Here is a 25,590-nt window from a genome sequence, read left to right on the forward strand (position 1 = left end):
AACTTTTAACGTTTCCCGTCCAAAACTTTTTAACCACCGCGATAATCCGGGATACGGCGAGGGGTATGGATATAAAGGAGTTCCTGAAGAGCATGGATTGGGGTAAAGTTGTGGAGTACTCGGTCGAGGCCGTCCTCATCGGCTGGTTTACGTATCTCTTCGCCTATCAGAACTATCTCCTCTACAGATGGCATAGGGGCCTGGAACTCCCTCCAAAGCTCCCGTTTATTCTCGTCGGAAGTTTAGCGGGCCTGCTTTTCTTTGTATACGAAATCGGCCGGCTTTTAAAGGCCACGAGCAGAAAACTGCCCGCCTCTGCTGCTCCTTCTGAAACCCCTGTGAGCGAAGAGGAAACAGGGCCTGCCGATGAGTCTGAATTCACCTCTCCCGTCCCTGACGGAGAAGAAGGACAGCAAAGCCCCCGGGACAAAGCTTTTTAAACATCCCCCTATCAATCCACGACATAATTGGTGGAGGTTTTGCCATGACAAAGTTCATATTCGTCACGGGTGGTGTCGTCAGTGGCCTCGGTAAAGGCATCACCAGCGCTTCTCTCGGCATGCTCATGAAGGCAAGGGGCTTTAGGACAACGAACATCAAGATAGACCCCTACATCAACTACGACGCCGGGACAATGAACCCATACCAGCACGGCGAGGTCTTCGTCCTCGACGACGGCGGCGAGGTCGACCTCGATTTGGGAAACTACGAGCGCTTTCTTGATACGAGCTTGAGCTTTGACCACAACATAACCACCGGGAAGGTTTATTCAGCCGTCATCGAGAAGGAGAGGAAAGGCGAGTATCTCGGCGCCACCGTCCAGGTCATCCCGCACATCACCAACGAGATAAAGGAGCGCATCAGGAGAATAGCGAGGGACTACGAAGTGGTTATAGTTGAAATCGGCGGAACAGCAGGGGATATTGAGAGCATGCCCTTCCTTGAAGCCGCCAGGCAGATGCAGCTGGAAGAGGGCAGGGAGAACGTCGCCTTCGTCCACGTAACCTACGTGCCAAAGCTCAAAGTTGTCGGCGAGCAGAAGACTAAGCCAACACAGCACAGCGTGAAAGAGCTTAGAAGCCTTGGAATTCAGCCGGATGCCATAGTAGCGCGCTCCGAGGAGCCTCTTGAAGAGTCCGCGAGGCTCAAGATAAGCCTCTTCACCAACGTCCCCGGGGAGGCAGTTATCAGTGCCTACGACGTTGAGGACACCTACGAGGTTCCCCTCCTGCTTGAGAAGGAAGGGCTTGCAAGGTACCTAACCAGAAGGCTCGGCCTTCCGGAGAGGGAGCCCGAACTCAGGGCATGGCGCGAGATGGTTGAAAAGTACAGGTCACTGGAAAGGGAAGTGGAGATAGCCATCGTTGGCAAGTACGTCAAGTTAGCGGACTCCTACTTAAGCATAAAGGAGGCTTTAAAGCATTCCAGCGTTGCCAACGATGTGAAGGTCAAAATACGCTGGATAGAGGCGGAAGAGCTTGAGAAAGTTGGAACAAAGCTTCTCGAGGGCGTCGATGGAATAATAGTCCCCGGAGGATTTGGGGCAAGGGGGACTGAGGGTAAAATGATGGCCATACGCTACGCCAGAGAAAAAGACATTCCCTTCCTCGGAATCTGCTTCGGCTTCCAACTAACGGTGGTTGAGTTCGCAAGAAACGTTCTCGGCCTGAAGGGTGCCCATTCAACCGAGATAGACCCGCAGACACCTTACCCGGTTGTGGACTTAATGCCCGAACAGAGATATCTCGACAGACTCGGCGGAACCATGAGGCTCGGGGCTTATCCAGTTTACATAAAGCCCAACACACTGGCCAGGGGACTTTACGGCCGGGAAATAGTCTACGAGAGGCACAGACACCGCTGGGAGGTTAACCCCGACTACGTCGAAAAGTTCGAGGAAGCCGGCTTAGTATTCAGCGGCATCGCCGGGGACGACGCGAGGAGGATGGAGATCCTTGAGCTGCCTGGCCACAGATACTTCATAGCGACCCAGTTCCACCCGGAGTTCAAGTCAAGGCCGATGAGCCCTGCACCGGTCTTTAATGGGCTCGTCAAAGCCGCGAAAGAAAGAAGATACGGGTAAAGCGCTTTCCTTTTTTAATCCCTCGGACTTTCTTCCAGGGGAACCTTTAAAGCCTCTTACGTCTAACATGGCATAAAGGTGCTTCAGCAATGCTGGGGTTCCTGGGAAGGAGAAGGCTCAGAGAACTCCGCTCTTCCTCGGGGGAAACGCTCCTCATGCACATAGGTGACACGCCGGAGAGCGTTTACCCTTTTCTTAGGAAGCTGATTGAAGAGTTTAAGCCGGAGGCAATCGTCCACACGGGCGACCTGGTGGACAACGTCAAGCTGGAGAGGAAGCCCGAAATGCTCCCCATTTACAGGGCGGGGCTTAGAAAACTGGCGAGAATCCTGAAAAACTCCGGTGCTACTCTTTACATCGTCCCGGGCAACGAAGATGACTATGAGACAGTTAGGGAGTTCTTTGGTGATACCGTCGTTGAGCCCGGCACCGTTGTGGAAATGGAAGGAGTGAAGCTGGCCCTCGGGCACACCTGGGAAGACGTCGCCGGTGTTGAGGCGGACTTCAGGCTCTACGGTCATAACTTCAGGGTTATCCCAAAGGGGCTGAACGCGGTCCCCGGCGTTAACTTCCTCTTCCTCCCCAGCGGAAGGGTTGTAAGGATTGACTACCCCGCTGGAACCGAGGTTGATAGAGGTTACAAGATCCGGAGGGGCTTGTGATGAGGTTTATGCGCTTCGGGCCTTCCATAATTTTCCTCAGGACGGCCCACCCTGAGGCCGTGAAGAAGGCGATAGGAGAGATATTCTCCGTCGGGGAAATACCGACGGAGGAAGCAATAAGGGAGAGCAGTGAGTTCGAGACGCTTCTGTTCGTCACCGACGAGTGGATAAAGAAGACCCTCCCGCCCAGGACGGGGTTCCTGATAAAGCATGGAGCAGCACACGTCATAAGTACCGTGATAAACCGGAACCTCCCAGTGGAAAGGGTTCACGTGGAGAGCACGCTCATATTCCTCCGCGTTCCAGAGAAGGTTGATGAAGCCCTAAGATTCATAGCCGAAAAGTACGGCGGAGAAGTAATGTCCCTCAGAGATGCCCTCGATGAGGGCGAAGCCAGCGATACGGTCATTGGAATCACGAAGAAAAGACTCAGCGGTCCAATTGGGCCGGAGGAAATAGAAGGCGCCGTGCTGATACGGAGGGGCTTCCTCCAGGTTTACCGCGAGCTCAGCACCGACGCGCCTCTGCTTCTCTTCAAGCTCCTCCCAGAGTGGAACGAGCTTACCATCAAGGTATACGACACGGAGAAGCGCTACGAGGAGAACATAGCGAGGCTCATGATGGTGATCGAAGACCTTGACCTCGGCTTCGTCGTGGGTGAGGGATGGGACTGGGACTATCCCAGGCCCTTAATGCGCGTTCCGGTTTACAAGCTCAAGCTCCTGAGCTGGGAGAAGCCCGAGCGCGTCAAGTTCCTCCTCAAGGGGATTGAATACCATAGCTACAAGAGGCTCTGCGACATAGACGTCTTCGTTGAAGGCAAGAAGATACCCTGGACGTCCCTCGGGAAATACGACTCAAAGTTTGAGCTGGCGAAGGCCGCCAGGGAAGAGCTGGAGAAACACCTGAGCGGGGACGTCCTTAAAAAGCTCGGGGAAATCGAGGAAAAGCTCGTCAGGGAATCTAAGGACTGACTCAGAGCTTTTTGATTTTCGCAACGAAGAAGCCGCTCGTCCCGTGCCTGTCGGGATAGAAGCGCCTCGCCTTCGCTATTTCCTCGCTCAGCTCGAGTCCAAAGGGCCTGGTTAAGGCCGGCTCGCCGTGGCGGAGGGGGAGTAGTTCTACCTCGAAGTTATCGAGAACCCACTGGATAACGAATTCGTTCTCTTCAGGCTCGAGGGAGCAGGTTGAGTAAACGAGGATTCCGCCCTTCTTAAGCACGCTCAAACCCTTCTCAAGGAGCTTCATCTGCAGGCCCTGGCAGAACTTAACGTCCTCCATGGTTCTGTTGGCTTTCCTCTCCGGATTCTTGTGTATCGTTCCGGAGCCTGTGCAAGGTGCATCGAGAAGGATCTTGTCGAACTCAACGCCGAGTTCTTCTATGTAAAGGGAAGAGCTGTGGAAGAGAACCGTGTTCGTAACGCCGAGGAGGGAAAGGTTAAGCCTGGTCTCCTTCAACCTATCCTCCCCTACGTCAAAGGCGTAGATTATTCCCTTATTCTCCATCAGCTGGGCAAGGTAGCTCGTCTTCCCCCCGGGCGCCGCCGCCATATCTGCAACGGTCTCGCCGGGTTTTGGTTCCAGAGCCACGGGAGGATACATCGAGCTCGCCTCCTGGATGTAGAGGAGGCCGCTCAGGTATTCAGGAGTAGAGGTTATCGCGAAGGGCTCGCGGGTGAGGCAGAAACCTTCCCGGGCCCAGGGGACCCGCTTAAACTGGAAGCCCTTTTTGTTGAGGAGCTTGGTGAGCTTCGGCACCTCGATGCGGAGGGTATTAACGCGGAAGCACCTCGGCAGGGGCTTTTCCATTGCCTCGGCAATCGCTAAGGCCCTCTCCCCCCAGAGCTCGTAATATCTTTCAGCGAAGGTCTTGGAGTAGCCGAGGCTGAAGAGCTTTTCGAGCATGGTCGTGAGTTTGGGGCAGGGTTTAAAACGGTATTGAAGGGCCCAGGATCACCCCTTTTCTAGGGAACATCAGGGCTCCGACGACCATGGCCACCGGATAAGAACCCGGGCAAAACCCGAGAATCTTCAGGGGGGCTTTTACTAAGGGCCTCCAACAGTCTGTCCTCTCCACCGGGAAGAACAAGTGGCCTGGAGAGGTGCTTTCTTGCATCTGGCGGAACCTCGTAGATTTTTCTTTCCAGATCGCGCGGAACCTCAATGGGCGTGAGCTCTTTGGGCATTTTGAAGTCACAGCGTTTGCATTTGAAGTAATCGCCCTTGCTCTTCATCGTCCCGCCGCATCTGGGACACTTGGGCTTTTCATACTCGATTTTGGGAACGAGTTTAACCGGGTAAAACTTCTCGAGGTTGAGCGTTAGAACGCCCTCGTGCTCCTTAACGCCCCCGGCGGCTATGATCTCATCACCGGGGAGGAGCTTTCTCACGTAGTTGCGGAACCTCTTGGTGGGCTCGAAGGCCGCCACCCTGATTCTTCCGGTATCATCCTCGAGCTCGAAGAAAACGTGCCTCCCGCGCTCCCAGTAGGGCGAAGCGACCTTACCGCGAACGACGGCACTGTCGTAGAGTTTGAGCTCGCCTATTTTCTTCGGAACTAAGTGGTCGTCCGTGTTCTGGTTGGTCTTGTAAAGCTGGTAGAAAGCGACGGGCTCTTCGAACTCAACCATCTCAAAGACCTGAAGGACTCTGGCCCCCTCGATTCCCCTGATACCTACAAGAACGGGGTCTTTGCCGTGCGGCGTTATGAGGACTGTTCCCTTCTGGGGGTCAACGTTGTCGTAGCTGAAGGGGTAAGCCCATACGTCCGCCAAAAAAACGCTCTCCAGATTCACTCCCCTCGGCTTCCCCCAGTTTTCGGGCTCTCGGTAGGCCAGGAGTTCATAGGTAAACCTCTCGAGGGGATAGCCTATCGCCGCGAGGGAGCCTATAATCCCCCTGCCGAGCTTGAACTTGAAGTACTCTGCTCCAGCATTTTCGGCAGCTCTCTCGGCTTCCTCAATGGTAACGTGCTCCCGTAGAGCTTTAAGGGAAAACGCCCTCAGCTCCTCCGGAATCTCGCCCTCAAGGAAAACAACACCCGGGTGGGTGTTCTCGTGCTCAAAATCTGCCAGCTGGCTCACGTAGAAAAGGACTGTGTTCTTGATGTCGGGGATCAGCTCTTCTTCGGCTTCAAAGCTCATGGCGACTGCCCCGTTTCCCCTCGTCTTGTAGGGAATGTTGGGGTTGAGCCTTATAAGTCTCGGAAGGTCCAAAGGTTCGGCTAACCTGGACAGTTCCCTGTAGAGGAGGGCCCCGAGGTAGGTTGTGCACATGCCGTTGGGTGAGTCGGTGTCGTCTATTCCGATGTGGATTATCATCGAGAGAGGGTCGAGGTTGGGTTTAAAAATCAACCGCCCGCAAGCCTTTAAAAGAGCCCGCCCCAGCTAAGCCAGGTGGTGAGAATGGCAAGAATAGCGGTCATCGATTACGACAAGTGCAATCCTGACAAATGCGGGCACTTCCTGTGTGAGAGGGTCTGTCCCGTCAACCGAATGGGCGGTGAGGCGATAATCATAGACGAGGAAAACTACAAGCCAATCATCCAGGAGGCGAGCTGCACCGGCTGTGGAATCTGCGTTCACAAATGTCCCTTCAATGCAATAACCATCGTTAACCTGCCGGAGCAACTCGAGGAGGACTGCGTCCACCGCTACGGCATAAACTCCTTCGTCCTCTACCGCCTCCCGGTTGTGAAGGAGGGCATGGTCGTTGGCGTTCTCGGGCCTAACGGAACCGGTAAGACAACGGCCGTTAAGATACTCTCCGGCCAGCTCCTCCCAAACCTTTGCTCCGACAACGACTCCTGGGATGCAGTAATCAAAGCCTTCCGCGGCAACGAGCTTCAGAACTACTTCGAAAAGCTCAAGAACAGGGAAATCAAGCCCGTGGTCAAGCCGCAGTATGTAGACCTCATCCCGAAGGCCGTGAAGGGAAAGGTGAGGGATCTGCTCAAGAAGGCCGACGAAAGCGGAAAGTTCGAGGAGATCGTCAAGGAGCTCGAGCTTGAAAACGTCCTTGACAGGGACATAGAACAGCTCTCGGGCGGTGAGCTTCAGAGGGTTGCCATAGCGGCCGCTTTGCTCAGGGATGCCCACTTTTACTTCTTCGACGAGCCGTCGAGCTACCTCGACATAAGGCAGAGGCTCAGGATAGCGAAGACCATAAGGAAGCTCGCCGAAAGCGGAAAGAACGTCCTCACGGTTGAGCACGACCTGGCTATACTCGACTACATAAGCGACATAATCCACATCGTCTACGGAAAGCCGGGGGTGTACGGTGTATTCTCCCATCCAAAGGGCACGAGGAACGGGATAAATGAATTCCTCGAGGGCTATCTCCACGATGAAAACATCCGCTTCAGGCCATTCGAGATAAGATTCACGAAGAGGAGCGAAAGGAAAAGCCAGGAGGGGGAGATACTCGTCCAGTATCCTAAGCTTGTAAAGGACTACGGGACATTCAGGCTTGAGGCCGAAGGGGGAGAGCTTTACGTCGGCGAGGTCGTTGGCGTAGTTGGCCCGAACGGAATAGGTAAGACAACCTTCGTCAAGATGCTCGCCGGGGTTGAGAAGCCCACCGAGGGCGAAGTTAACTGGTCATTGACTGTCTCCTACAAACCCCAGTACATCAAGACGGACTACGAGGGAACCGTTTATGATCTTCTGAGCAAGATAGACGCCGGCAAGCTCATGAGCAACTTCTACAAGAGCGAGCTCCTCAACCCGCTTGGCATTCCAGACCTCTACGACAGGCAGGTTAACGAGCTGAGCGGCGGGGAGCTGCAACGCGTTGCTATAACGGCCTGCCTGCTCAGGGATGCTGACATATACCTCCTCGACGAGCCCTCAGCTCACCTCGACGTCGAGCAGAGGCTTGCCGTTTCAAAGGCCATACGCTCGCTGATGGCCAAGAACGAGAAAACGGCTCTGATAGTAGAGCACGACGTTATGATGGTTGATTATCTGAGCGACAGGCTAATAGTCTTCGAGGGCGAGCCGGGAAGGCATGGAAGGGCTTTACCGCCGATGGGAATGCGCGAGGGCATGAACAGGTTCTTGTCCGGCGTTGGCATAACCTTCCGCAGGGACCCGGACACCGGAAGGCCCAGGGCCAACAAAGAGGGGAGCGTTAAGGACAGGGAGCAGAAGGAGATCGGGGAGTACTACTACGTCTGACGGCCTTGCCCTTTTATTTCAACGGAGGGGAAAACGAAATAAGGCTAAACCCCGAAAAGTCTGAAGGTGATGCCATGGCCAAACCCGGATACGGGCAGGGGGAACGGGAAACGCTCAGGGAGCTAATAAAAAAGATCGAGGGCCTGGACTACAGAGCCCTGCTTTCATACCTCCTCAATCAGGAGATGAAGAAAGCGGAGATGTACAACACACTTCGCCTCCTGAGCGGGGAAGCCGTCTGGGACCAGAGGGTAACCGGGCTTTTCAAGATTATGTACGAGGAAAGCGTTGGGAATGCGGAAAGGCTCTTCGAAACCTTTAGACGGGAGTTCCCCGGGGAAAATCCCGCCGATTCTGGAAGTCGCTTTCTGGAGATTCAGCTTTCTGAAGACCGCCTCAGGGAGCTGGTCTACAGGGGGAATCTCGAGGAGATCCTCGAACATATGATTGAGACCGAAAAGCTCACCGCCGAGATCTATCAGTATCTGGTGGAGAAAACCGAAGATCTCCCCGCCCTTCGACAGAAAAACCTATGAGGGGGAAGTCATGCTTCCAGCCGGGAAAGTTCCGCCCGAAATCCTGGAAAAGATCTTTAAAACACTTGGTTCAGAGGACGAGAGGGTCTTAGTGGGGCCTGGAACTGGAATAGATTTTGCGGCGATCTCCTTTGGGGATAAGGCAACAGTGGCATCAACCGATCCAATAACCGGGGCGGTCGAGGACATAGGCTTTTACGCCGTCCACGTCAACGCAAACGACATAGCCGTTTCCGGAGCGAGGCCCAGATGGTTTTTGGTGACGATACTTCTCCCAGAGGACTCCGACGAAGAACTTCCTGTAAGGATTATGAGGGACATCGACAGGGAAGCCAAAAAGCTCGGCATTTCCATCGTGGGAGGGCATACAGAGGTTACTTCAGGGCTCAAAAGGCCGATAGTAGTCGGAACGGTGCTGGGAGAGGTAGAGAAGGGAAAGCTGGTTATCCCCAACGGTGCAAAGCCCGGAGATGCAATAGTGATGACCAAGTGGGCCGGCCTGGAGGGGACGTCCATAATCGCGCGGGAGAGGGAGGAAGAGCTGAAGAACGTTTTTGGAGAAAGCTTTGTCGAGAGGGCGAAGGCCCTGATAGAGTACATAAGCGTCCTGCCCGAGGCCATGATCCTGCGGGAGTTCGCGGACGCGATGCATGATCCAACGGAAGGGGGAATAGCGAACGGCCTCCATGAGATGGCGGATGCATCTGGCCTGGGTTTCAGGGTATTCCTCGACAGGATCCCCGTCAGGGAGGAAACCGCCAGGATCTGCGAGTTCTACGATCTTGATCCCCTGGCGTTAATAGGCTCGGGCTCCCTTCTCGCGGCTGTTCCGAGGGATCACGCCAGGTTCGTGGTTGAAAGGCTCTTAGCTAAGGGAATAAATGCAGCGGTGATAGGCGAGTTTTTGGCGGAGAAGAAGAGAGTGGCAGTGGCAAACGGCGAAGAAAGGCCCTTCCCCAGGCCCTGCTCAGATGAGCTGTGGAAGGTGTTCAGGGAGTGACCTCAATCTTTACCTCTTCCAGCTTCTCTTCCTTCACAACCCAGGCCCGAAAATCCCCGGAGGGAGTAACTATGAGCCAGACGTTCCGCCACAGTTTCATCCCTCTCAAATCTTTTCCGGAAGGGACCGGTGGACAGCACAGGTGGGAGTGAAAAACCCCGACGATTTCAAGGCCCAGCTTTTCGGCCTCATCCAGAACCCCTGCGATTTCAAGGGGATCTATTTCAAACTCCACTGGGGAGTTAAGCCTGTTGGCAGTTTCACGGACGGTCTCAACATCTGCATCGTCGCTGTTTTTCCCCAGTAAAAAGCCGCAGACTTCGATGTCGCTGTCCTCCGCCAGTTTGAGGATCTTTTCGAGGTCTTTCCGCTTTATTATGAGCCTCATAGCTCCACCGAGATGTTGAGTTTTTTCTCCTCGTCAAGCCTGATAAGTATCTCGCGGGCCTTTCCCTGTTCCAGGGGTATCCTTTTTAGCTGCTCATAGGCGGTCATTATCTCCCTCTTCTCGTCACCAAAGGCCTTCTGTCCTATATAGAGCAAGACTGCCAGGAGGACGCCCTTCAGAGTTCTTTCTGGCAGGGGAAGCATTTTCCAGCCGTTGTCGTAGACGTAAGCCGCCTTCGGGTTTTCGTGGCCTTCTAAGAGATAAACCGGCACGATTTTCTTGCTCTTATCGACTTTGAGGTACTCAAAAAGGGCCTCCGGGGGGTAGCCTTCCTTGACAAGCCCCATAAAGCTGAGCTCCAGGACCTTCAGGAGGGAGGAAATCCTCTCTATTTCAGTTATCCTCTCCTTTTCCAGGAGGGATATCTTAAGGGCGGCCTTCATGGGCGGCTCGTTTAGGAAGTCTACCGAGACCAGTATTCTATCCCCCAAACTGGAACCAACTTCAAAGGCCTTAACGACTATCCAGGCGGCACCGTTGGTAAGTATTCCGTACCTCACACCAGTGGAAAAGCAGTACTTTGCCAGCTGTCTGAGGGGCTCTTCCCTCTTCAAGATGTCCACCCCGAGGTTCTTGGCCTCTAAATAAGCTATTGTCTCTCCACCCAGGATTATGGCGTAATCGGCCCTGCCCTCGTCGGTTCTCCACTCCGGCCTGACTTCCTCGGGGTTGTCCCATTCCCAGCCGAGGGAGCTCATTATCTCACCGATTAAGTGCTGCTTTACCGCCTCCTCGTTGCTTTCGTAGAGGCTCCTGTGGGCGTTTATCTTCTTGAGAACCCTCATTATGCTGGCCGCTATGCTGCTGAGGTTCTTAACCTCCGGCGGGATTGAAACACCGGTTTCCTTAGAAATGGGAGCCTTTACGTCCTCCATTGACTCACCTGCACTCATTCGTTGCAACTCCCTAAAAGGATTTTGGCAAAGGTTTTTGGCAGGCTTTTACTATTATCCCCGGTGAACACCATGTGCAGGGTTCTTTTTGGAGTCGGGGAAGGGGAGAGGATTCGGCCACTGCTGGAGGCATTCATCGACGCCTCGGAGAACGATCCATACAAAGAAGCCAGGGGAAAAGGCAGGGAGCACAGGGACGGCTGGGGCTACGTCCTCTTAGGGAAGGAGTCCCTAGACCATTACCGCTCCGGGAGGCCGGTTTTTGAAGACGAAGAAGGAGTTGAAAAGCTTGAGACTTCACTCGAGGGCTTCGTAGTTCTTCTTGCTCACTCAAGGGCGGCCAGTCAGGGGACTAAAGGGCTTTTCAACGTTCAGCCCTTCGCGTTTTCCACTGGAAGGGGCTTTTCCTTCTGGCTCTACCACAACGGAGACTTAGACAAGGACGAAATAATTAGACTGGCGGAACTCAGCGGGAAAGATCTCAAACACGCCTCTGACAGCTACGTTTTCGGTGCCTACCTTTCAAGAAAGCTGGAGTCCCTATCAAAAGAAGACCTCCTGAAGCGTTATTCGGAGATCAAGGGAGCTACAAAAACCAGCTTCAACACGGGGGCGCTGTTCCTAACTCCTGACTCAGTAAAAGGATTCGTCACGGCCTACTCAGAGCCAGGATACATTCTCAGGAGGGAGAACTGGGACTACGCAAGGCAGATCGTTTTAAGCGAGAAGAACCTCTTTGCCGTTGCATCCTCAACGCTTGAGCTTTACCACCGGGCCAGCTGGAGAAACGCCGTCAACGGCACTGCCTTTTACGTTGAGTTAAACCTCGAAGGGGAAAAGTTCAGCGTCCAGGAGCTGGTTTTAGGGTAGGTTTTATACTTTCGGAGCATACGCTTAGGTGGTGATTCCATGGAGCTGAAGGCCCCCGTTAAGGTCTACATGAAGAGAAAGCTGATAGGGGTTAAGCCTGACGACACCGTGAAGAGGGCCAGCGAGGTAATGGCAGAGTTCGATATAGGCTCCCTGGTCGTTGTTGATGACAGTGGAAACGTCGTTGGCTTCCTCACCAAGGGGGACATAATAAAGAGGCTCGTCATTCCAGGCCTGCCCAACACGACACCGGTAAAGGAGGTAATGACCAAAGACCTCGTCACGGTTCCTTCAACGGCCACTCTGAGGGAGGTTCTGGACGTTCTTTCAAAGAAGGGCATCAAGCACGTTCTCATAGAAGAGGGTGGAAAGATAGTCGGAATCTTCTCCATAAGCGACCTCCTTGAGGCCAGCAGGAGGAAGCTCGAAACGGCCATAGCGACGGAGTGATGGGCATGATAAGGATAGCCCACATAAGCGACACCCACATAACCGGTGAGGGGGCCTTTAAGAGCTATGCCTTCGACCTCATAGTGGAGGAGATCAACAGGGGCAACTTCGATTTCGTCATCCATACTGGAGACATAACCGACCAGGGCCTCCGAGAAGAGTACGAGCAGGCGGCTTACCAGCTCAAGAAAATAAAAAAGCCCCTTGTCGTTCTTCCCGGAAACCACGACGTCAGGAACGTCGGCTACAAGCTCTTTGAGGACTTCATTGGCCCGCTGAACGGTGTCTACGAGTTCAAGGACGGGGTAGTTATCTGGGTGGATTCAACGATTCCTGATTTAAGCGACGGCAGGATAGGCGGCCAAAAGTTCCGCTGGCTCAAGGAAAAGCTCGAGGAGTACTCTGACAGAAAGTTCAAGATGGTTGCTGCTCACCACCACCTCGTTCCCCTTCCCGACACCGGGAGGGAGCGGAACGTCCTCTTCAACGCAGGCGACGTTCTCGACCTTCTTTTGAGGAACGAGGTCACCTTATACACCTGCGGCCACAAGCATGTCCCTAACGTCTACCGCGTTGAGGATCTCGTTATAGACAACGCGGGCTGCACCTCCTGCAAAAAGACCCGGAGGGGAGACGTCAACAGCTACAGCATAATAGAGCTCCACGACGAAGGCGAGGTAAAAGTAACGATAAGGCGCGTAATCGGGGATGAGGTCAGCAAGGAGCACAAACCCGTGAGGCCGAAGATATTCATTCCCGGCGGAAAAAGAATCCTCCGGATAGCGCAGGTAAGCGAAAGCAACGTTTCTGACAGGGTCTACTTCAGAAAAAAGACGCTGGAGAACGCCATCAGGATGATAAACGAGAGACTAAAGCCCGACCTGGTTATCCACAACGGGGACATCGTCGATGCAGGAATAGAGCGCTACTACGAGATGGCCTACGAATACTACAAGGGGATCATGGCTCCCAAGGTGGTGATCCCGGGCCACAACGACATAACTTACCTTGGCTACGAGCTGTTCCAGGAGTACTTTGGGGAGCCGGAGATAATGGAGCTCAACGACGTCGTCGTAATCCCCCTCCTGACAGCCCAGTACGAGACGCCGATAGGTGTTGTCGGCTGGATGGGACAGAAAAAGCTCAGAGGGCTTCTGCAGGAGTATGAGGGGAAGTTCAGGATAGTGGCACTGCACCACAACGTCATACCTATACCCAGGAGCAGGGAAGTGGGCTTCCTTGAAGATGCCGGCGATGTGCTGAAAGTACTAACCGACGAGGGGACAGAGCTGGTCCTTACCGGCCACGGCGGCAACGCCTACGGGGTCAAGATAGAGAATACGCCGATAGTAAACTCCGGTTCCATCAGCTGGGAGCTCCACAGAAACCCCTTCGGAAACAGCTTTAACTTAATAGACATCTACACCGACATGGTCGTGGTCTGGGAAGTCCAGTCAACCTGGGGGAGCACGAAGCTCCTCGGGATATGGAAGAGAAAGGCTTAGCCCCCATCTTTACCCTTGAGCTTGTTCATCATGTCCTCCATTATCGCCGAGACCGTGCTTTCAAGCTCAACGTTCTCTATCACGGGGACACCGAACTCTCTGGCCCTCCCAACCAGGTAATCCTGGATGGCCATTATCCTGTCGACGTTCTCAATGTATCTCTCCGCGCCCCTCGCCGAATATTGTGCCCTCTCGTAGAAATGGGAGACTAGATACTCCTCGCTCGGGACGGTTATCACGTACATGAACTCGTTTCCGCTGGTCTCTATGAAACCGGGAACGACGTGGATCCCCTCGATGAGCGCGTTAAGCCCTTCCCTGCGCGACCTTTCCAGGACGGCCCTTATCCCGACTGAGACGTGCTTGACCTGGGTTTCGAAGCCGTATACGAGCGGGTCCATTCCCCGGGGCACGTTCACGACCTCCGAGGCGAGGAAGGACGAGACGTGGATGTCCGGGAGGAGTTCCCTGGCTATGACCTTTCTGAGGACCTCCCTTATGGTGTCGGTTCCTATGATGCTCCTTATTCCAAGCCTGAACGCCAGCTCAGTGGCTATCGTTGACTTCCCGACGCCCGTGGTGCCCCCCAGGAGGACGGCCAATCTCACGCGCTTCCGCCCCAGGGTTCTCCAGAACAGGTACCTCTCGGCCGCGTCCGTGAGGCCCCTCTCCAGGAGCTTCGAGTAAGTGAGCTCCCTTATCTCATCGGTTGTGACGACGTGCTTCTTCCCCCTTTCAAGCTCCTTCTGAACCTCGGTGGCTATAACGTAGGCAACGCCAACGTCGACACCGGCCAGGGTTATCGACCTGGTGAGTATGCCCCTTGAGAAGGGGAGCCTGATCTTCCTTTCGGCGTCTGTAACTATAATCACCCCGCAGACCTCCTTGAGAGAACCTTCCTCCCGAGTTTCAGCACAGACTCCCTTAGATCCTTCCCGTCCAGGTTCACCGGCTCGTTGTCGAGGTAGATGACCTCGATTCCCCTCTCAAGCGCCCATCTCGTGACAACGTCCACTGCCGCCGCCTTGAGCTCCACCACCACCGCATCTATACCTTTGAACTTCTCCAGGTCTTCCATCAGGGCGGGTCTACGTGAGAGGTTGCCCGACATCGCCATAACCTCCGCGCCGAGGTTTTCGAGGTGCCTTCTCGTGGTTTCGAGGGCGGACTCTGACGTCATGACCAGGCCAACCCTCTTTCCCTCCACTGGCCCAAGGGGTCTCGCCCTGAAGGTCGTGATGTGAAGCTCAGTGGAGGGGTTTATATCCAGGATGGCCCCTTCGAGGGCTTCCAGCTGTTCCTCATCAGCGAGGTCTCCCATGGTGACCACCACGATGTCAGCGAGGGAAAGCCTGAAGGGGCCAAAGTAGTTCCTTATGAAGTCCAGCTTTTGCAGGGCGCTGACAACGGTTATGCAGGCGTCAGCCCTGTAAGCCGGGAAAGTTGCACCGCTTCCCTCTAAGATTATCAGGTCATTCGGTAACTTCTCAGCCAGCTCGACACCTTTGTCAACGACATCAAACAGTGGAAAGCCCGCCATACCGCCCCCGCAACGGCGGCAACCTATAGTTGTTACGCGAGAGGTCAGGGCATCCTCAAAGTGGTCCGAAGCGGCGTGCCTGCCACTTTCGGAAAGCCTGAGGAGGAACTCCGGGGTCAACTCAAACTCCTCTCCTCTTATCAGCTCGGGCTCCTCCGGCCCGCCGCGCCCCATCGTTACAACCACGGGGTTTGAGATCTCCTTCAGGGTTCTTGCCACGAAACCACTCACGGCCGTCTTTCCAACGCGCTTTCCGGTCCCAATTACGGCTATACTTGGCTTTCCCGTTTTTTTCATGGGCTTAGGCCTGAACTCGAAGTCGGCACCCCTGTAGGCAACGCCGTGAAGCATGCAGAGGGAGGCGATTCTAAACCTATCTTCGTAATTGAGAACCGGTTCGTCGCTCAGGTCGACCACCTCTTCTACCCCCGGGTTCTCCCGCAGGGCCCTGGAGAGTGCGGAGAGGTAATCGGAGGGGTCGTGATAGACTTTAATCCCCAATTTCTTCTTTAACTGCTCCAGACCCCCGATCTTCTCACTTCCACCGAGGAAGACGGCGCAACAAACGTTCCCGAGCATTTCAACGGCCCATTTCACCACGTCGGGATAGTGTTCGCCGTCCACGAGGGCTATCCTCATTCCATCACCTTATCGTAGTAGGGTTTCAGGGATTTAACCTTTTGCTCTGCAGGCCGGCAGAGGAAGAATTATAAACTCTGCCTCCCAGATAAGGGCGGAGCTGTCCCTGGGACAGCTCACGAAGGAGGTGTTAGAAAATGGCCGAGATGATAGTTAAGTCAAAGGTTAAGGAGGCCGTTAAGGCCATCGACGCCGAGATGAGGATCAGCCCGGAGTTCTACGACGCCCTCGAGGCCGAGCTCAAGGCCCTCCTCGAGAAGGCCGTCAAGAGGGCGCAGGCTGAAGGCAAGAAGACCCTCTACGCCAGACACCTTTGACTTTCACGCCCCTGTCACCTGTTTTCTTTTTCATTTCGTTAAGAGCCATTACGCGTTGTTTTCCCCTGGCTGCTCCTCTATCCTGTCCCTGTCCTCCGCCCAGAACCTCCTCGTCCGTATGAACTCTCTCTCGCGCTCCATTAGAGCCACCAGAAGGGCATCCCCCTTATACTGGCCCAGAAGCCTCGCCGCGGTGTCCGGCCCCGTTCCATAGCTGGCCAAAGCCAGAACCGCCTCGAAACCGTAGGAATCAACCAAGTCAGCAGCCTTCAGCAGTTTTCTGTAGACCCTCTCTTCGTCCCCCTGGAGCGGTTCTCCATGCCGGACTTTGTCGAGAACGGGGAGGAATTCCTCAACATCGATCGGGTGGGCAACGGCCAGCATCCTTGAGCCACAGCGCGGGCACTCCCTGTCCTTTATGCTCTTCAGCCTCGAAACCTTTGTCTTCGAGTGCCAGCCGCAGTTGGTGCAGACCAAGACCACCTCGTGGTCAAGCAGCCTGTTCCTGAACAGTTCAAGGATTTCGTCCCTCTCCAGGACTCCTCCGAGCAGAAACTCCCCTCCGACTGTCATGTTGAGCCTCGCCAGCGTTGATGGCTCCCTCCTTAAGGCAGTTTTCACGCGGAGCAGGCCGGCCTTCAGCATCTCGAGGACCAGCTTTCCTTTGCTCACGTCCACCTTATCATGGTAGAGCTCGTTCAGGGTCTCCCTCTCGATAACAGTCCCCTCGAAGAGCCTCTCAACGCGCCTTATCTTGGCATCTCTCCTCACTGCTCCGAAGCGCTTCGCCACGTTCAGCATTCTCCATCTGTAGGCGTGAGAATCCCTCAGCGCCCTTGCCACTATAGATTCCAGGCTCTCCGGCTCCCCGTAAAGGTAGCGCTTCACCTCCTCGGGGTTCAGCTGGAATGGTGTTTTGAACACCACCGCGTGGGCCTGTGCGCGAACCGAGAAGACCCTCCCGTAGCGCAGGATTAAAAAAGAATGCACGAACCTCCCCAGGGCCTCGTTGGTTCTGTTGCCGAAGTCCGCGTGGATTACCAGCGCTTCTGGCGTGCTCTCAACCACGATGTCCCTGTCTGTTGAGAAGGGCCCTTCCCTTATCTCCTCAACCGCTCTCTTCAGTTCTTCCTCCCTGAAATCAACACCCTCCAAAAGGCCCTTTGCCTTCTCAAAGTCAAAAGCTAACTCCCTCTTCAGCCTGCCCACTGCTAAGGCAACTTCAAAGGGGACGGGAATCAACTCACCTTCCCAGCTCGGTATCGCGCTCTCCAGGCTTTTGCTCTCGCGGACCTTGATTAAGCGGCTCTCGTCGTCTATCCCGAGCACTATCCAGCTCCGCCCGTTCATCACGAAGTCCAGGCCCTCCTCAAGGTCCATCACGAAGCTCTCGTCGAGCCTTCCTATGATGTGCCCGCTCCCCACTTCAAAGACCCTCCAGGAGACCTCGTCCGGTATCGTTGAGAGGTTCTCGTAGTAGTACTGGAACGCTCCCCTGCGGAGGTAGAGCAGTCCAGTCTCTTCATCGTGGCCCAAAAGCTTGGAATCTTCCAGAACCTTCAGGACATCGAGGTAGTCCTCCCAGCCCAGCTCCCTGTAAACGTAGGCCCTCCTCGCTATCTCGTAGGGCCTCTCGCGGGGAAGTCGCTTATGCTCGGTGAGCAGGCCGACGATGAAATGGGCGAGAACGTCAAGGCCTCCAATGGGCTCAACGGCCTCAAAACGGCCTTCAAGGGCGTGCTTTGCTATCACTAAACTCTGAAGGTAGTCCTCGACGTTGGAGGTTATCACGTAGGCCTCGCTTACCTCTCCTATCCTGTGTTTGGCCCTGCCGGCGCGCTGGACGAGCCTGTTGACCTGGCGCGGGCTCATGTACTGAATCACGACGTCGACGTCACCTATGTCTATGCCGAGCTCCATTGAGGAAGTGCATATCAGCGCTTTGATTTTCCCCTCCTTCAGGGCCCTCTCGGCCGCTATTCTCGCCTCCTTGGAAAGGGAGCCGTGGTGAACCTCCACCGGCTTCCCCCAGGTCTTCAGGCGGTGGGCTAAAATCTCGGCGAACTGGCGGGTGTTCGTGAAAACCAGGGCCTTCCCATGCTTTTCCACGATCTCCCAGAGGAGCCTTAAACGGGCCGCTATCTCAGGCGAGAGGTTCAGCTTTCTCGCAAGCTCCTCATCCCCTTTGTCCGGCGTTGGGTAGAGGACGTGGAAGCGGTAGCCCTTCTTCCAGGGCGGCTTCACTATGACATCAGCCTTCAGCCACTCCTTGACTTCCTCCTCGTTGCCGACCGTTGCCGTCATTCCGATCCTCTTGAACTCAGCTATCTCAGCCAAACGCTCGAGGTTTAGAAGGAGCTGGGCACCGCGCTTGTTGTCCACCAGCTCGGATATCTCGTCAACTATAACGAACTTAACATTAGACAGGTACTTCCGCAGGGGTTTGACCGTCAGGATAACGCCGAGGGTTTCGGGGGTTATGATGAGCATCTGAGGAGGTTTTTTGGTCTGTTTTGCCTTCCTGTGGGCTGAGGTGTCGCCGTGCCTCACTTCAACGCTTATTCCGAGCTTTCTCCCCCACCACTCGAGCCTGTCGAGCAGGTCCCTGTTCAAAGCCTTGAGCGGGGCAATGTAGAGGGCGGAAATCGGCCTAAGGCCGTTCTTAAGGATTTCGTTGAACACGGGAAGGACAGCGGCCTCCGTTTTGCCGGAGCCGGTGGGGGCTATTATCAGGACGCTCTTTCCCGAGCTAATCTCCTTAAAGGCATCCTGCTGGAGCCTGTTGAGCCTTCCGAAGCGCTCTTCAATGGCCTTTCTTAGGAGGGGGTGCATGGTTGGAACTCTCCGGGTTCTCTTATAACATTAACCGCTAAGCTTATAAACCAACCTATCGCCCGATATGTCGGTGATAAAGATGGAAGCCACGAAGAACATGGAGTACGACCTGGCCTACGCAAAAAGGGCCATGCTCGTTGTGGTCCTCCTCCCGCTCCTGGTCATGTACACTGAAGCAATGCTCACGCCGGCACTGCCAACGATCCAGGAGGAGTTCGCCGTAAACCCCAACGACGTGAGCTGGGTTCTCACCATCTACCTCCTCGTCGGAACCGTCAGCGTCGCCCTCTTCGGAAAGCTCGGCGACATGTACGGCAAGAAGAAGATGTTTTTAATAGCCCTGGGCTTCTACACGACAGGAGTCATCCTCAACGGCTTCGCACCGAGCTTCCAGTGGCTCCTCGTGACGAGGGCAGTTCAGGGATTTGGCATGGCCATCTTCCCGCTGGCCTTCTCTTTGGTCAGGGAAGAGTTCCCCCCGAAGATGGTCCCGCAGGTTCAGGGAATGATAAGCGCGATGTTCGGCGTTGGTATGGTAATAGCTCTACCACTTGGCGCGTGGGTAACCCAGAACTGGGGCTGGCGCTGGACTTACCACTCGGCGGCGCCCTTCGCAGTGCTCATGTTCTTTCTCGCCTGGAGAGTGCTCAGGGAAAGCCGCTATATCAACCCTGGAAAAGTTGACTGGATCGGGACAGTTCTGCTGGCCTTTGCCGTCGTCCCCATGCTCGTCGGAGTCACGAGGGCACCTGAAGTGGGGTGGACGGCCAGGGAAACGCTCGTCCTCTTCAGTGTAGCTGTGGTCAGCGCCCTCCTCTTCGTCCTCTGGGAGAAGGGGGCAGAGAACCCGCTGATACCAATTGGGATAATCTCCACAAGGAATCCGGCTATAGTCAACGTTGGGATAATGTTTGCCGCCTTCGGCATCTCCATGATGAATCAGGCGAACACCTACATCTTCCAGATGATGCCACCCTACGGTTTCGGGAAGACCATACTCCAGAGCGGTCTCCTGATGACCCCAATGGCCCTTGTCATGCTCATCGTTGCCCCAATAGCCGGAAAGCTCCTGCCGAAGGTTGGTGCTAAGCCAATCGCCCTGACAGGGGCCCTCACGGCGAGCATTGGCCTGGGAATCCTGGCCAAATACGCTCCACAGCTTCCGCCCGATCACCTCTGGGCGTTCGTTGGACTCATAACGCTCGTTGGAACGGGGATAAACCTCATGAACATCTCCCTCATCAACGTGCTTGTCTTCAGCGTCCCGCCGAGGGCCATGGGAGTAGCAACCGGGGCGAACAGCCTCTTCAGAAACTTCGGTTCAACGTGGGGACCGGCCATCGCCGGCACAATCATGAGCACATACTACATCCTCTTCCACCCGCCGGGGGCTCCGCCAGATGTTCAGATCAAGATCCCTACCACAAGGGCTTACGAGGTGCTCTTCGGAACCTCGGCGGTGATCTTCCTGCTCCTGGCCCTGCTGATCCTGGCCATCAGGGAGGTCATGAAGGGCGGAAGGATCCACGATGTGGAGAATGAGGGGGAGAAAGATGTGTTGGCTTGAAGTCTTTCTTTTTTAACATCCATCAACCTACCGAATCCTTTTTAACCTGCCAGTGAAGTACACCGGGCTGAAATGAAGCTGGGCGATCTCATAAATGTAAAGTCCGGCAGAATTTTAATGAGCGGCGGGCCGAAGAGGATAGCCGGGATATTCATCAACGAATGGACAAGGAGGGGCCTTAAGGTTCTGGCGGAGGGACTTCCCTTCGTGGTGGAGGGTGAGGTTTTCATCGGAAACCCCCTGGAAAACCCCGGGTTCGATGCATACCTCGTGCTCAACCCCCTCTCAAAATCCAAGTCCGAGCGGGAAGTCCTTTACGGATGGCTTACCGAGAACAGGAACAGGCTGGTTCTTCTGTACGAAACCAGGTACGTCGGGGACTCAATAGTCCGGTATGGGATACGGAACTTCATAGACTACCTCCTCGCCTACCGGAGAGAAACGGTCGATACCGAAGTGATAAAGCTCTACTGCCTTAAAAATGGCAGGATAGTTGAATCGAAGGAGTTCATACGTCGTGGAAGCCGATGATGAGTGGCTTCGGGTCCGAGGGGTGAGGACACCAGCTATCGCTGAGGCCGATAACGATATATAGCCGGCGAGGTTTGCTCTGGTGGTGGTGGGCATGTTAGGAAAGCTCAGGGAGAAGCTCAAGAGGTTCACAAAACAGGTGGAGGAGAAAGTCGAGGAAGAGGAGAAGACCGTTATCTCCGGGGAGGAGAAGAAAGAAGAAAAGGCCGGCCTTTTGGACAGGCTCCTTCAGGTGGAGATAAAGGAAAAAGACGTGGATGAGGCAATAGGTGAGCTGGAGCTCGAGCTCCTTGAAGCGGACGTTGCCCTCGAGGTTGTTGATGAGCTCAGAGAAAAGATAAAGGGGAAGCTCGTTGGCAAAAAGGTCAGAATCGGATCAGACAAAGGGAAAATCATTGAAGAGGCCGTGAAAGAGGCTGTTCTTGAAGTCCTCACGCCCCCGAGGAAGATCGACCTCCCTGAAATGATCCGATCAAAGGAGGAGAAGCCCTTCGTGATAGCCTTCGTGGGCTTCAACGGGGGTGGAAAGACCACCACCATAGCGAAGCTCGCCCACTGGCTTAAAAAGCAGGGTTTCAGCGTCGTTGTAGCGGCCAGCGACACGTTCAGAGCGGGGGCTATAGAGCAACTCGAGGAACACGCTAAGAGAGTTGGTGTCAAGGTGATAAAGCACTCCTACGGGGCTGATCCGGCCGCTGTAGCCTACGATGCTATCCAGCACGCGAAGGCCAGGGGGATAGATGTGGTTCTCATCGACACGGCTGGAAGGAACGAGCTCAACAGGAACCTCATGGACGAGATGAAGAAGATAGTGCGCGTCACAAAGCCCGACCTCGTGATCTTCGTCGGCGATTCTCTGGCAGGAAACTCGATAATAGAGCAGGCGAGGCAGTTCAACGAGGCCGTTAGAATAGACGGGGTTATCCTCACAAAGCTCGACGCTGACGCGAGAGGAGGCGCGGCGTTGAGCATAAGCCACGCAATTGGGGCCCCGATACTCTTCGTTGGCGTCGGTCAGGGCTACGATGACCTGAAACCCTTCGACGAAAGGTGGTTCGTGGACCTTATCTTCGGCGAGGAATGACCCTTTCCATTTTATAAAAGAGGAGAAAAGGCTCAAATGTGCGTGAGAGTCTCGATGAGGCTCTTCTTTGTTGGCACCCTGGCAAACTTCTCAGGATCCTTCACTTTGAGCAGGATTGGGACATCCCCGAAGAGCCCGAGCACCTTACCGAAGGGTATCTTGCCCTCCCCGGGCAGGAGGTGCAGGTCACCGACTCCATAAGCCAAAGCATCCTCAGGCTCAACCTGCGGGAAGAGCTTTCCGAAGTTGTCGTGGACCATCAGGATTATCGTCTTGTCTGTGCCGAGCTTTACATCCTCCAGAAGCTTGTTCTCGTCGCCCTGAGCGCTTAGGAAGGCGTGAGCAACGTCAAGGGCAAAGCCGACGTTGTCCCTGTTCACGTTGTCCACAACGTAGAGAGTGTCCTTGACGCTGTAGGTGTTCTCCAGGGCTATCTTTATGCCAAAGGGCTCCACCATATCGGCGAGCTGCTGGATGGCCTCTATCTCGAGATCGAGCCTTCCAGTTTTTCCGCTCTGCATGACTATTACCTTAGCCTCGAGCTTCATCGCCACATCTGCCAGTGCCTTGGCAACGCGGAAGTGCCTCGTGTGGTAGATGTGATCCCTGAGGTTCATGGAAGTGGGCATTCTAATTATGTAGTCTATGCCGACCCCCCGGAGGGTGTTCTCGACGTTCTGGAGCTTCTTCTCAACGACCTGCCCGTTGACTACGAGGCCGAGAGCATGGGGAAAGATTGACACGAAGTCGTAATCCTTTATCTTAACGTCTGCAAGGATAGAGGCCAGCGTTTTGTCCTTCGTGATGAAGTGCGGATAAATCGTTATCCCTATCTCCATGCCCTTCACCTTGATTAATGCACGCCAGAGAGTATAAAAACCTGGTGGAGGAAGCGTTTTAAGCCAACTTACCAAAGAGGGATGGGTGGTAAAATGAAAGTCCAAAGGGCTCTGCTGGCTCTTACGCTATCCCTGGCATTCCTTGCCCTACCTTTTGCATCGGCATCAAACTGGAAGTTCGACGATTCAAAGGTGCACTTCTACATGTACGGCCTCTCAACCTGCCCGCACTGCAGGAACATGAAGCAGCTGATCCCGGAAGTTTATGGCTCAGACAAGCTCACCTACTACGAGCTCAATGGAAACCAATACAACATTGAGGCTTTCAGCAACATCTCCCGCCTAACGGGCATAACCGGTGTCCCTGCAATAGGGATAGTCTACGATGGCCAGCTCGTGGCCGTTATTGAGGGAGAATTCAACATTTCAGCGACACCTGAGATTGTTAAGGAAGCCATTGACCGCAACGGCACAATACTCATCGTCGGGGGGGTAACCTACTTAATCCCCCACAACACCACAGGGGGTATGAACCTGACAAACGCGCTGTACGAGCTGTTTGTCAGGCCCACGGCCACTACAACCACTACTCCTGCTGCAAACACTACAACCACTACCACAACGACAACTACCAGCGAGGGCGGCGGAGAAATCTGCGGGCCAGCGACAGTAATAGCCCTTTCGGCGATTCCCATCCTCTTGAGGCGGAGAAGGTAAAACCTTTTCATTTTCCCTCTACTCCAGCAAACTTTATTTGCTGGGCCTCCCATTTTTTCAGGGTGAAAATCATGGGACTGCTCGAAGACAAGGCCCTGGTTGAGGCGGCCCTCTTCGTTTCTGGAAGGCCCCTGAGTTTGAATGAGCTCTCGAAGGCCCTTGGAATAAAATCCCTTGATTACCTTGAAAAGCTAATCGAGCTGATAGCGGCTGAATACGCGGAGAGGAAGAGCGCCATAGAAGTTGTCAAAGTTTTAGGGGACAAGTTCGTCATGCAGGTCAAGCAGGAGTACAGCCAGAAGGTCATCCACCTCATGCCAAAGCCAGACCTGAGGACGGGCGAGCTGAAGACCCTTGCCCTAATAGCCTACCTCCAGCCCATAGAGCAGAGCAAGATCATAAAGCTCCGCGGGAGCCAGGCCTACGAGCACATCAAAAAGCTCATGGAGATGGGGCTTATATACGCTGAACCCCACGAGAAAACCAAACTGCTCGGCACGACCCAGAAGTTCGCCGAACTGTACGGCTTCCCGGAGAACGACCCGATGGTAATCAAGGAGGCCTTCAGGAAGGTGGTTCACGCCGAGTACACGGACATCATTGAGAAGCTCGAGAGCGAGGGTTCTGACGGGACTGAAGCAGGGGCCGAAGCTGACAAAAATGACGAGGTTGAAGAGTCCTCTTGAAGTTTTTTGGAGGCATTAGTTATCCATTTTCCGCGAAAGTGAGAAGTCTAATACCTTGAAGGGCCGACAAAGGCTTAGAAAAGCTTAAATACCCTGGGCAATAATTACCATTTAGGTGAGTTCTATGGTGGTGCTTACGAAGGACGACATAGTGAACCTCATCCGGTCTAGGACTGGGATGGGCCACGACGAGATTGAGGAGAGGATCAGGGAAATAATGAGAAGGGAGAGCATAGGTGAACACGCCGCCGCTTTACTTCTGGCAGAAGAACTGGGTGTAAGCATAGAAGGTGAGGAAGAGCCCCTCCGCATAGCCGATCTTGTTCCAGGAATGGAGAGGGTGAACATCGTTGCGAGGGTTCTCAGGAAGTATCCCGCGAGAGAGTACGTGAAGAAAGAGGGGAGCAAGGGTATCGTGGCAAGCGTGGTCATCTATGACTCAACGGGTAAAGCCAGGCTCGTTCTCTGGGATTCCCAGGTTTCGAAGTACTACAACGAGATAAACCCCGGCGACGTTATCAAGGTCATCGACCCCTCGGTCAGGGAAGGCAGAAACGGCGTTGAACTGCACGTCAACTTCAGGAGCAGGATAATCGTAAACCCCACGGATGATCCGCGCGTTGAAGAGTTACCTCCACTCGAGGAAGTCCGGAGCTACAACTACAAACGCGTCAAGATAGCCGGCCTCATGGACGGTGAGAAGTTCGTTGAATTGAGGGGAACAATATCAAGGCTTTACCGCGTTGCCGTGTACAACGCCTGCCCGCAGTGCAGGAGAAAAGTTGACCACGACCCGGCAACGGGGAAGTGGATCTGCATTGAGCACGGCGAAGTCGAGCCCGTGAAGATAACCGTTGTGGACTTCGGCCTGGACGACGGCTCCGGCTACATCAGAGTCACCCTCTTCGGGGAAGACGCCGCCGACCTCCTGGGTGTTGATCCGGAGGAGATATACCGGAAGCAGAATGAACTTATTGAGGCGGGGGCAACTCTCAAGGAAGCCGCCAGAAAGCTCGCTGAGGAAGAGTTTTACACAGTTCTCGGACAGGAAATCGTCGTTAGGGGTAACGTGGTCGAGGACAAGTTCTTCGGCCTGATACTGAAGGCCTTTGGCTGGGATCCGGTGGACTACAGGAGAGAACTTGGCCTCGTTAAAGGTGAGCTTAAGGAGGCCCTCAAAAAGATAGATTCCGGGCTTCAGGGGTGATGTA

At 54.6% G+C, this 25,590-nt stretch carries 25 protein-coding genes; 17 read left to right on the forward strand and 8 right to left on the reverse strand.

What is annotated here, in order from left to right; all coding sequences use genetic code 11:
- Window positions 1–65 precede the first annotated feature (65 nt).
- The 4 genes from ACZ47M_RS05680 (at window position 66) to ACZ47M_RS05695 (ending at window position 3,719) form a co-directional block, all read left to right on the forward strand.
- Entirely contained in the window at window positions 66–440 is a 375-nt protein-coding gene (locus ACZ47M_RS05680) for a hypothetical protein (protein ID WP_315342773.1), read from the forward strand.
- 44 nt (window positions 441–484) lie between these two features.
- On the forward strand, window positions 485–2,083 hold the full coding sequence (pyrG, locus tag ACZ47M_RS05685) for a glutamine hydrolyzing CTP synthase (protein WP_315342772.1): 1,599 nt from the start codon (window positions 485–487) through the stop codon (window positions 2,081–2,083).
- Between the two features lie 89 nt (window positions 2,084–2,172).
- Window positions 2,173–2,745 (forward strand): metallophosphoesterase, encoded by a 573-nt coding sequence (locus ACZ47M_RS05690; RefSeq protein ID WP_315342770.1) that lies wholly within the window; start codon window positions 2,173–2,175, stop codon window positions 2,743–2,745.
- On the forward strand, window positions 2,745–3,719 hold the full coding sequence (locus ACZ47M_RS05695; RefSeq protein ID WP_464883381.1) for a hypothetical protein: 975 nt from the start codon (window positions 2,745–2,747) through the stop codon (window positions 3,717–3,719). Before ACZ47M_RS05690 ends, ACZ47M_RS05695 begins: the two co-directional genes overlap by 1 nt.
- Window position 3,720: 1 nt before the next feature.
- Here the strand turns inward: ACZ47M_RS05695 and ACZ47M_RS05700 are convergent, their stop codons facing one another.
- Both ACZ47M_RS05700 and tiaS read right to left on the reverse strand, forming a co-directional pair.
- The gene (locus ACZ47M_RS05700) at window positions 3,721–4,650 is read right to left on the reverse strand and encodes an RsmB/NOP family class I SAM-dependent RNA methyltransferase (RefSeq protein WP_315342766.1); all 930 of its coding nucleotides are present in this window, start codon (window positions 4,648–4,650) and stop codon (window positions 3,721–3,723) included.
- Between the two features lie 59 nt (window positions 4,651–4,709).
- Window positions 4,710–6,065 carry a tRNA(Ile2) 2-agmatinylcytidine synthetase TiaS gene (gene tiaS, locus ACZ47M_RS05705; protein ID WP_315342764.1) on the reverse strand — a complete coding sequence of 452 codons (1,356 nt, stop codon included), beginning with the start codon at window positions 6,063–6,065 and terminating at the stop codon, window positions 4,710–4,712.
- Window positions 6,066–6,149: 84 nt separating this feature from the next.
- On the opposite strand from tiaS, the gene ACZ47M_RS05710 reads away from it, so the two are divergent.
- The 3 genes from ACZ47M_RS05710 to ACZ47M_RS05720 all read left to right on the forward strand — a co-directional run bounded on the left by ACZ47M_RS05710 (window position 6,150) and on the right by ACZ47M_RS05720 (window position 9,458).
- On the forward strand, window positions 6,150–7,922 hold the full coding sequence (locus tag ACZ47M_RS05710; RefSeq protein ID WP_315342910.1) for a ribosome biogenesis/translation initiation ATPase RLI: 1,773 nt from the start codon (window positions 6,150–6,152) through the stop codon (window positions 7,920–7,922).
- A gap of 74 nt (window positions 7,923–7,996) precedes the next feature.
- Complete coding sequence (locus ACZ47M_RS05715; protein WP_315342762.1) at window positions 7,997–8,458, forward strand: ferritin family protein; 462 nt, start codon at window positions 7,997–7,999, stop codon at window positions 8,456–8,458.
- Between the two features lie 10 nt (window positions 8,459–8,468).
- Window positions 8,469–9,458 carry an AIR synthase family protein gene (locus tag ACZ47M_RS05720; protein ID WP_315342760.1) on the forward strand — a complete coding sequence of 330 codons (990 nt, stop codon included), beginning with the start codon at window positions 8,469–8,471 and terminating at the stop codon, window positions 9,456–9,458.
- Here ACZ47M_RS05720 and ACZ47M_RS05725 read toward each other — a convergent pair.
- Both ACZ47M_RS05725 and ACZ47M_RS05730 read right to left on the reverse strand, forming a co-directional pair.
- The gene (locus ACZ47M_RS05725; RefSeq protein WP_315342758.1) at window positions 9,448–9,846 is read right to left on the reverse strand and encodes a M67 family metallopeptidase; all 399 of its coding nucleotides are present in this window, start codon (window positions 9,844–9,846) and stop codon (window positions 9,448–9,450) included. The genes ACZ47M_RS05720 and ACZ47M_RS05725 overlap by 11 nt on opposite strands.
- Entirely contained in the window at window positions 9,843–10,781 is a 939-nt protein-coding gene (locus ACZ47M_RS05730) for a type I restriction enzyme HsdR N-terminal domain-containing protein (protein WP_315342756.1), read from the reverse strand. Before ACZ47M_RS05730 ends, ACZ47M_RS05725 begins: the two co-directional genes overlap by 4 nt.
- A gap of 90 nt (window positions 10,782–10,871) precedes the next feature.
- On the opposite strand from ACZ47M_RS05730, the gene ACZ47M_RS05735 reads away from it, so the two are divergent.
- From ACZ47M_RS05735 to ACZ47M_RS05745, 3 genes are read left to right on the forward strand one after another with little or no spacing between them, the layout of a single operon-like run.
- Window positions 10,872–11,669: a class II glutamine amidotransferase domain-containing protein gene (locus tag ACZ47M_RS05735; protein WP_315342909.1), complete on the forward strand. Its 798-nt coding sequence runs from the start codon at window positions 10,872–10,874 to the stop codon at window positions 11,667–11,669.
- 39 nt (window positions 11,670–11,708) lie between these two features.
- Window positions 11,709–12,119, forward strand: a complete 411-nt coding sequence (locus ACZ47M_RS05740) for a CBS domain-containing protein (RefSeq protein WP_315342754.1) — start codon at window positions 11,709–11,711, stop codon at window positions 12,117–12,119.
- Window positions 12,120–12,124: 5 nt separating this feature from the next.
- Window positions 12,125–13,624 (forward strand): metallophosphoesterase family protein, encoded by a 1,500-nt coding sequence (locus tag ACZ47M_RS05745; protein ID WP_315342907.1) that lies wholly within the window; start codon window positions 12,125–12,127, stop codon window positions 13,622–13,624.
- Here ACZ47M_RS05745 and ACZ47M_RS05750 read toward each other — a convergent pair.
- Together ACZ47M_RS05750 and ACZ47M_RS05755 are read right to left on the reverse strand one after the other, a co-directional pair.
- Window positions 13,621–14,496, reverse strand: coding sequence for a 2-phosphoglycerate kinase (locus ACZ47M_RS05750; protein WP_315342752.1), 876 nt, complete (start codon window positions 14,494–14,496; stop codon window positions 13,621–13,623). The genes ACZ47M_RS05745 and ACZ47M_RS05750 overlap by 4 nt on opposite strands.
- On the reverse strand, window positions 14,493–15,803 hold the full coding sequence (locus ACZ47M_RS05755) for a 2,3-diphosphoglycerate synthetase (RefSeq protein ID WP_315342750.1): 1,311 nt from the start codon (window positions 15,801–15,803) through the stop codon (window positions 14,493–14,495). The genes ACZ47M_RS05750 and ACZ47M_RS05755 overlap by 4 nt, the downstream gene beginning before the upstream one ends.
- Before the next feature lie 137 nt (window positions 15,804–15,940).
- On the opposite strand from ACZ47M_RS05755, the gene ACZ47M_RS05760 reads away from it, so the two are divergent.
- Complete coding sequence (locus ACZ47M_RS05760; RefSeq protein WP_010478048.1) at window positions 15,941–16,120, forward strand: hypothetical protein; 180 nt, start codon at window positions 15,941–15,943, stop codon at window positions 16,118–16,120.
- 48 nt (window positions 16,121–16,168) lie between these two features.
- On the opposite strand, the gene ACZ47M_RS05765 is transcribed toward ACZ47M_RS05760, so the two are convergent.
- Window positions 16,169–18,952, reverse strand: a complete 2,784-nt coding sequence (locus ACZ47M_RS05765; RefSeq protein WP_315342746.1) for a DEAD/DEAH box helicase — start codon at window positions 18,950–18,952, stop codon at window positions 16,169–16,171.
- A gap of 82 nt (window positions 18,953–19,034) precedes the next feature.
- Here ACZ47M_RS05765 and ACZ47M_RS05770 point away from each other — a divergent pair, with 82 nt between their 5' ends.
- The 3 genes from ACZ47M_RS05770 (at window position 19,035) to ftsY (ending at window position 22,137) form a co-directional block, all read left to right on the forward strand.
- On the forward strand, window positions 19,035–20,522 hold the full coding sequence (locus ACZ47M_RS05770) for an MFS transporter (RefSeq protein ID WP_315342905.1): 1,488 nt from the start codon (window positions 19,035–19,037) through the stop codon (window positions 20,520–20,522).
- Window positions 20,523–20,594: 72 nt separating this feature from the next.
- Entirely contained in the window at window positions 20,595–21,053 is a 459-nt protein-coding gene (locus ACZ47M_RS05775) for a hypothetical protein (protein ID WP_315342744.1), read from the forward strand.
- A gap of 94 nt (window positions 21,054–21,147) precedes the next feature.
- Window positions 21,148–22,137 carry a signal recognition particle-docking protein FtsY gene (gene ftsY, locus ACZ47M_RS05780; RefSeq protein WP_315342903.1) on the forward strand — a complete coding sequence of 330 codons (990 nt, stop codon included), beginning with the start codon at window positions 21,148–21,150 and terminating at the stop codon, window positions 22,135–22,137.
- 32 nt (window positions 22,138–22,169) lie between these two features.
- Here ftsY and ACZ47M_RS05785 read toward each other — a convergent pair whose 3' ends face one another.
- Window positions 22,170–22,976 (reverse strand): sugar phosphate isomerase/epimerase family protein, encoded by an 807-nt coding sequence (locus ACZ47M_RS05785; RefSeq protein WP_315342901.1) that lies wholly within the window; start codon window positions 22,974–22,976, stop codon window positions 22,170–22,172.
- Window positions 22,977–23,057: 81 nt separating this feature from the next.
- Between ACZ47M_RS05785 and ACZ47M_RS05790 the strand changes: the two genes are divergently transcribed.
- The 3 genes from ACZ47M_RS05790 to ACZ47M_RS05800 all read left to right on the forward strand — a co-directional run bounded on the left by ACZ47M_RS05790 (window position 23,058) and on the right by ACZ47M_RS05800 (window position 25,586).
- Window positions 23,058–23,693, forward strand: coding sequence for a CGP-CTERM sorting domain-containing protein (locus tag ACZ47M_RS05790; protein ID WP_315342742.1), 636 nt, complete (start codon window positions 23,058–23,060; stop codon window positions 23,691–23,693).
- A gap of 71 nt (window positions 23,694–23,764) precedes the next feature.
- On the forward strand, window positions 23,765–24,379 hold the full coding sequence (scpB, locus tag ACZ47M_RS05795; RefSeq protein ID WP_315342899.1) for an SMC-Scp complex subunit ScpB: 615 nt from the start codon (window positions 23,765–23,767) through the stop codon (window positions 24,377–24,379).
- Window positions 24,380–24,503: 124 nt separating this feature from the next.
- Window positions 24,504–25,586 (forward strand): OB-fold nucleic acid binding domain-containing protein, encoded by a 1,083-nt coding sequence (locus ACZ47M_RS05800; RefSeq protein ID WP_315342740.1) that lies wholly within the window; start codon window positions 24,504–24,506, stop codon window positions 25,584–25,586.
- The last annotated feature ends 4 nt before the right edge of the window (window positions 25,587–25,590 follow it).

Source organism: Thermococcus waiotapuensis (genome assembly GCF_055384795.1).

Excerpts from the sequence above, each read along its gene's own strand:
- ACZ47M_RS05680 (WP_315342773.1), top strand. The coding sequence starts at position 66 with ATGGATATAAAGGAGTTCCTGAAGAGCATGGATTGGGGTAAAGTTGTG.
- pyrG (WP_315342772.1), top strand. The coding sequence starts at position 485 with ATGACAAAGTTCATATTCGTCACGGGTGGTGTCGTCAGTGGCCTCGGT.
- ACZ47M_RS05690 (WP_315342770.1), top strand. The coding sequence starts at position 2,173 with ATGCTGGGGTTCCTGGGAAGGAGAAGGCTCAGAGAACTCCGCTCTTCC.
- ACZ47M_RS05695 (WP_464883381.1), top strand. The coding sequence starts at position 2,745 with ATGAGGTTTATGCGCTTCGGGCCTTCCATAATTTTCCTCAGGACGGCC.
- ACZ47M_RS05700 (WP_315342766.1), bottom strand. The coding sequence starts at position 4,650 with ATGCTCGAAAAGCTCTTCAGCCTCGGCTACTCCAAGACCTTCGCTGAA.
- tiaS (WP_315342764.1), bottom strand. The coding sequence starts at position 6,065 with ATGATAATCCACATCGGAATAGACGACACCGACTCACCCAACGGCATG.
- ACZ47M_RS05710 (WP_315342910.1), top strand. The coding sequence starts at position 6,150 with ATGGCAAGAATAGCGGTCATCGATTACGACAAGTGCAATCCTGACAAA.
- ACZ47M_RS05715 (WP_315342762.1), top strand. The coding sequence starts at position 7,997 with ATGGCCAAACCCGGATACGGGCAGGGGGAACGGGAAACGCTCAGGGAG.
- ACZ47M_RS05720 (WP_315342760.1), top strand. The coding sequence starts at position 8,469 with ATGCTTCCAGCCGGGAAAGTTCCGCCCGAAATCCTGGAAAAGATCTTT.
- ACZ47M_RS05725 (WP_315342758.1), bottom strand. The coding sequence starts at position 9,846 with ATGAGGCTCATAATAAAGCGGAAAGACCTCGAAAAGATCCTCAAACTG.
- ACZ47M_RS05730 (WP_315342756.1), bottom strand. The coding sequence starts at position 10,781 with ATGGAGGACGTAAAGGCTCCCATTTCTAAGGAAACCGGTGTTTCAATC.
- ACZ47M_RS05735 (WP_315342909.1), top strand. The coding sequence starts at position 10,872 with ATGTGCAGGGTTCTTTTTGGAGTCGGGGAAGGGGAGAGGATTCGGCCA.
- ACZ47M_RS05740 (WP_315342754.1), top strand. The coding sequence starts at position 11,709 with ATGGAGCTGAAGGCCCCCGTTAAGGTCTACATGAAGAGAAAGCTGATA.
- ACZ47M_RS05745 (WP_315342907.1), top strand. The coding sequence starts at position 12,125 with ATGATAAGGATAGCCCACATAAGCGACACCCACATAACCGGTGAGGGG.
- ACZ47M_RS05755 (WP_315342750.1), bottom strand. The coding sequence starts at position 15,803 with ATGAGGATAGCCCTCGTGGACGGCGAACACTATCCCGACGTGGTGAAA.
- ACZ47M_RS05760 (WP_010478048.1), top strand. The coding sequence starts at position 15,941 with ATGGCCGAGATGATAGTTAAGTCAAAGGTTAAGGAGGCCGTTAAGGCC.
- ACZ47M_RS05765 (WP_315342746.1), bottom strand. The coding sequence starts at position 18,952 with ATGCACCCCCTCCTAAGAAAGGCCATTGAAGAGCGCTTCGGAAGGCTC.
- ACZ47M_RS05770 (WP_315342905.1), top strand. The coding sequence starts at position 19,035 with ATGGAAGCCACGAAGAACATGGAGTACGACCTGGCCTACGCAAAAAGG.
- ACZ47M_RS05775 (WP_315342744.1), top strand. The coding sequence starts at position 20,595 with ATGAAGCTGGGCGATCTCATAAATGTAAAGTCCGGCAGAATTTTAATG.
- ftsY (WP_315342903.1), top strand. The coding sequence starts at position 21,148 with ATGTTAGGAAAGCTCAGGGAGAAGCTCAAGAGGTTCACAAAACAGGTG.
- ACZ47M_RS05785 (WP_315342901.1), bottom strand. The coding sequence starts at position 22,976 with ATGGAGATAGGGATAACGATTTATCCGCACTTCATCACGAAGGACAAA.
- ACZ47M_RS05790 (WP_315342742.1), top strand. The coding sequence starts at position 23,058 with ATGGGTGGTAAAATGAAAGTCCAAAGGGCTCTGCTGGCTCTTACGCTA.
- scpB (WP_315342899.1), top strand. The coding sequence starts at position 23,765 with ATGGGACTGCTCGAAGACAAGGCCCTGGTTGAGGCGGCCCTCTTCGTT.
- ACZ47M_RS05800 (WP_315342740.1), top strand. The coding sequence starts at position 24,504 with ATGGTGGTGCTTACGAAGGACGACATAGTGAACCTCATCCGGTCTAGG.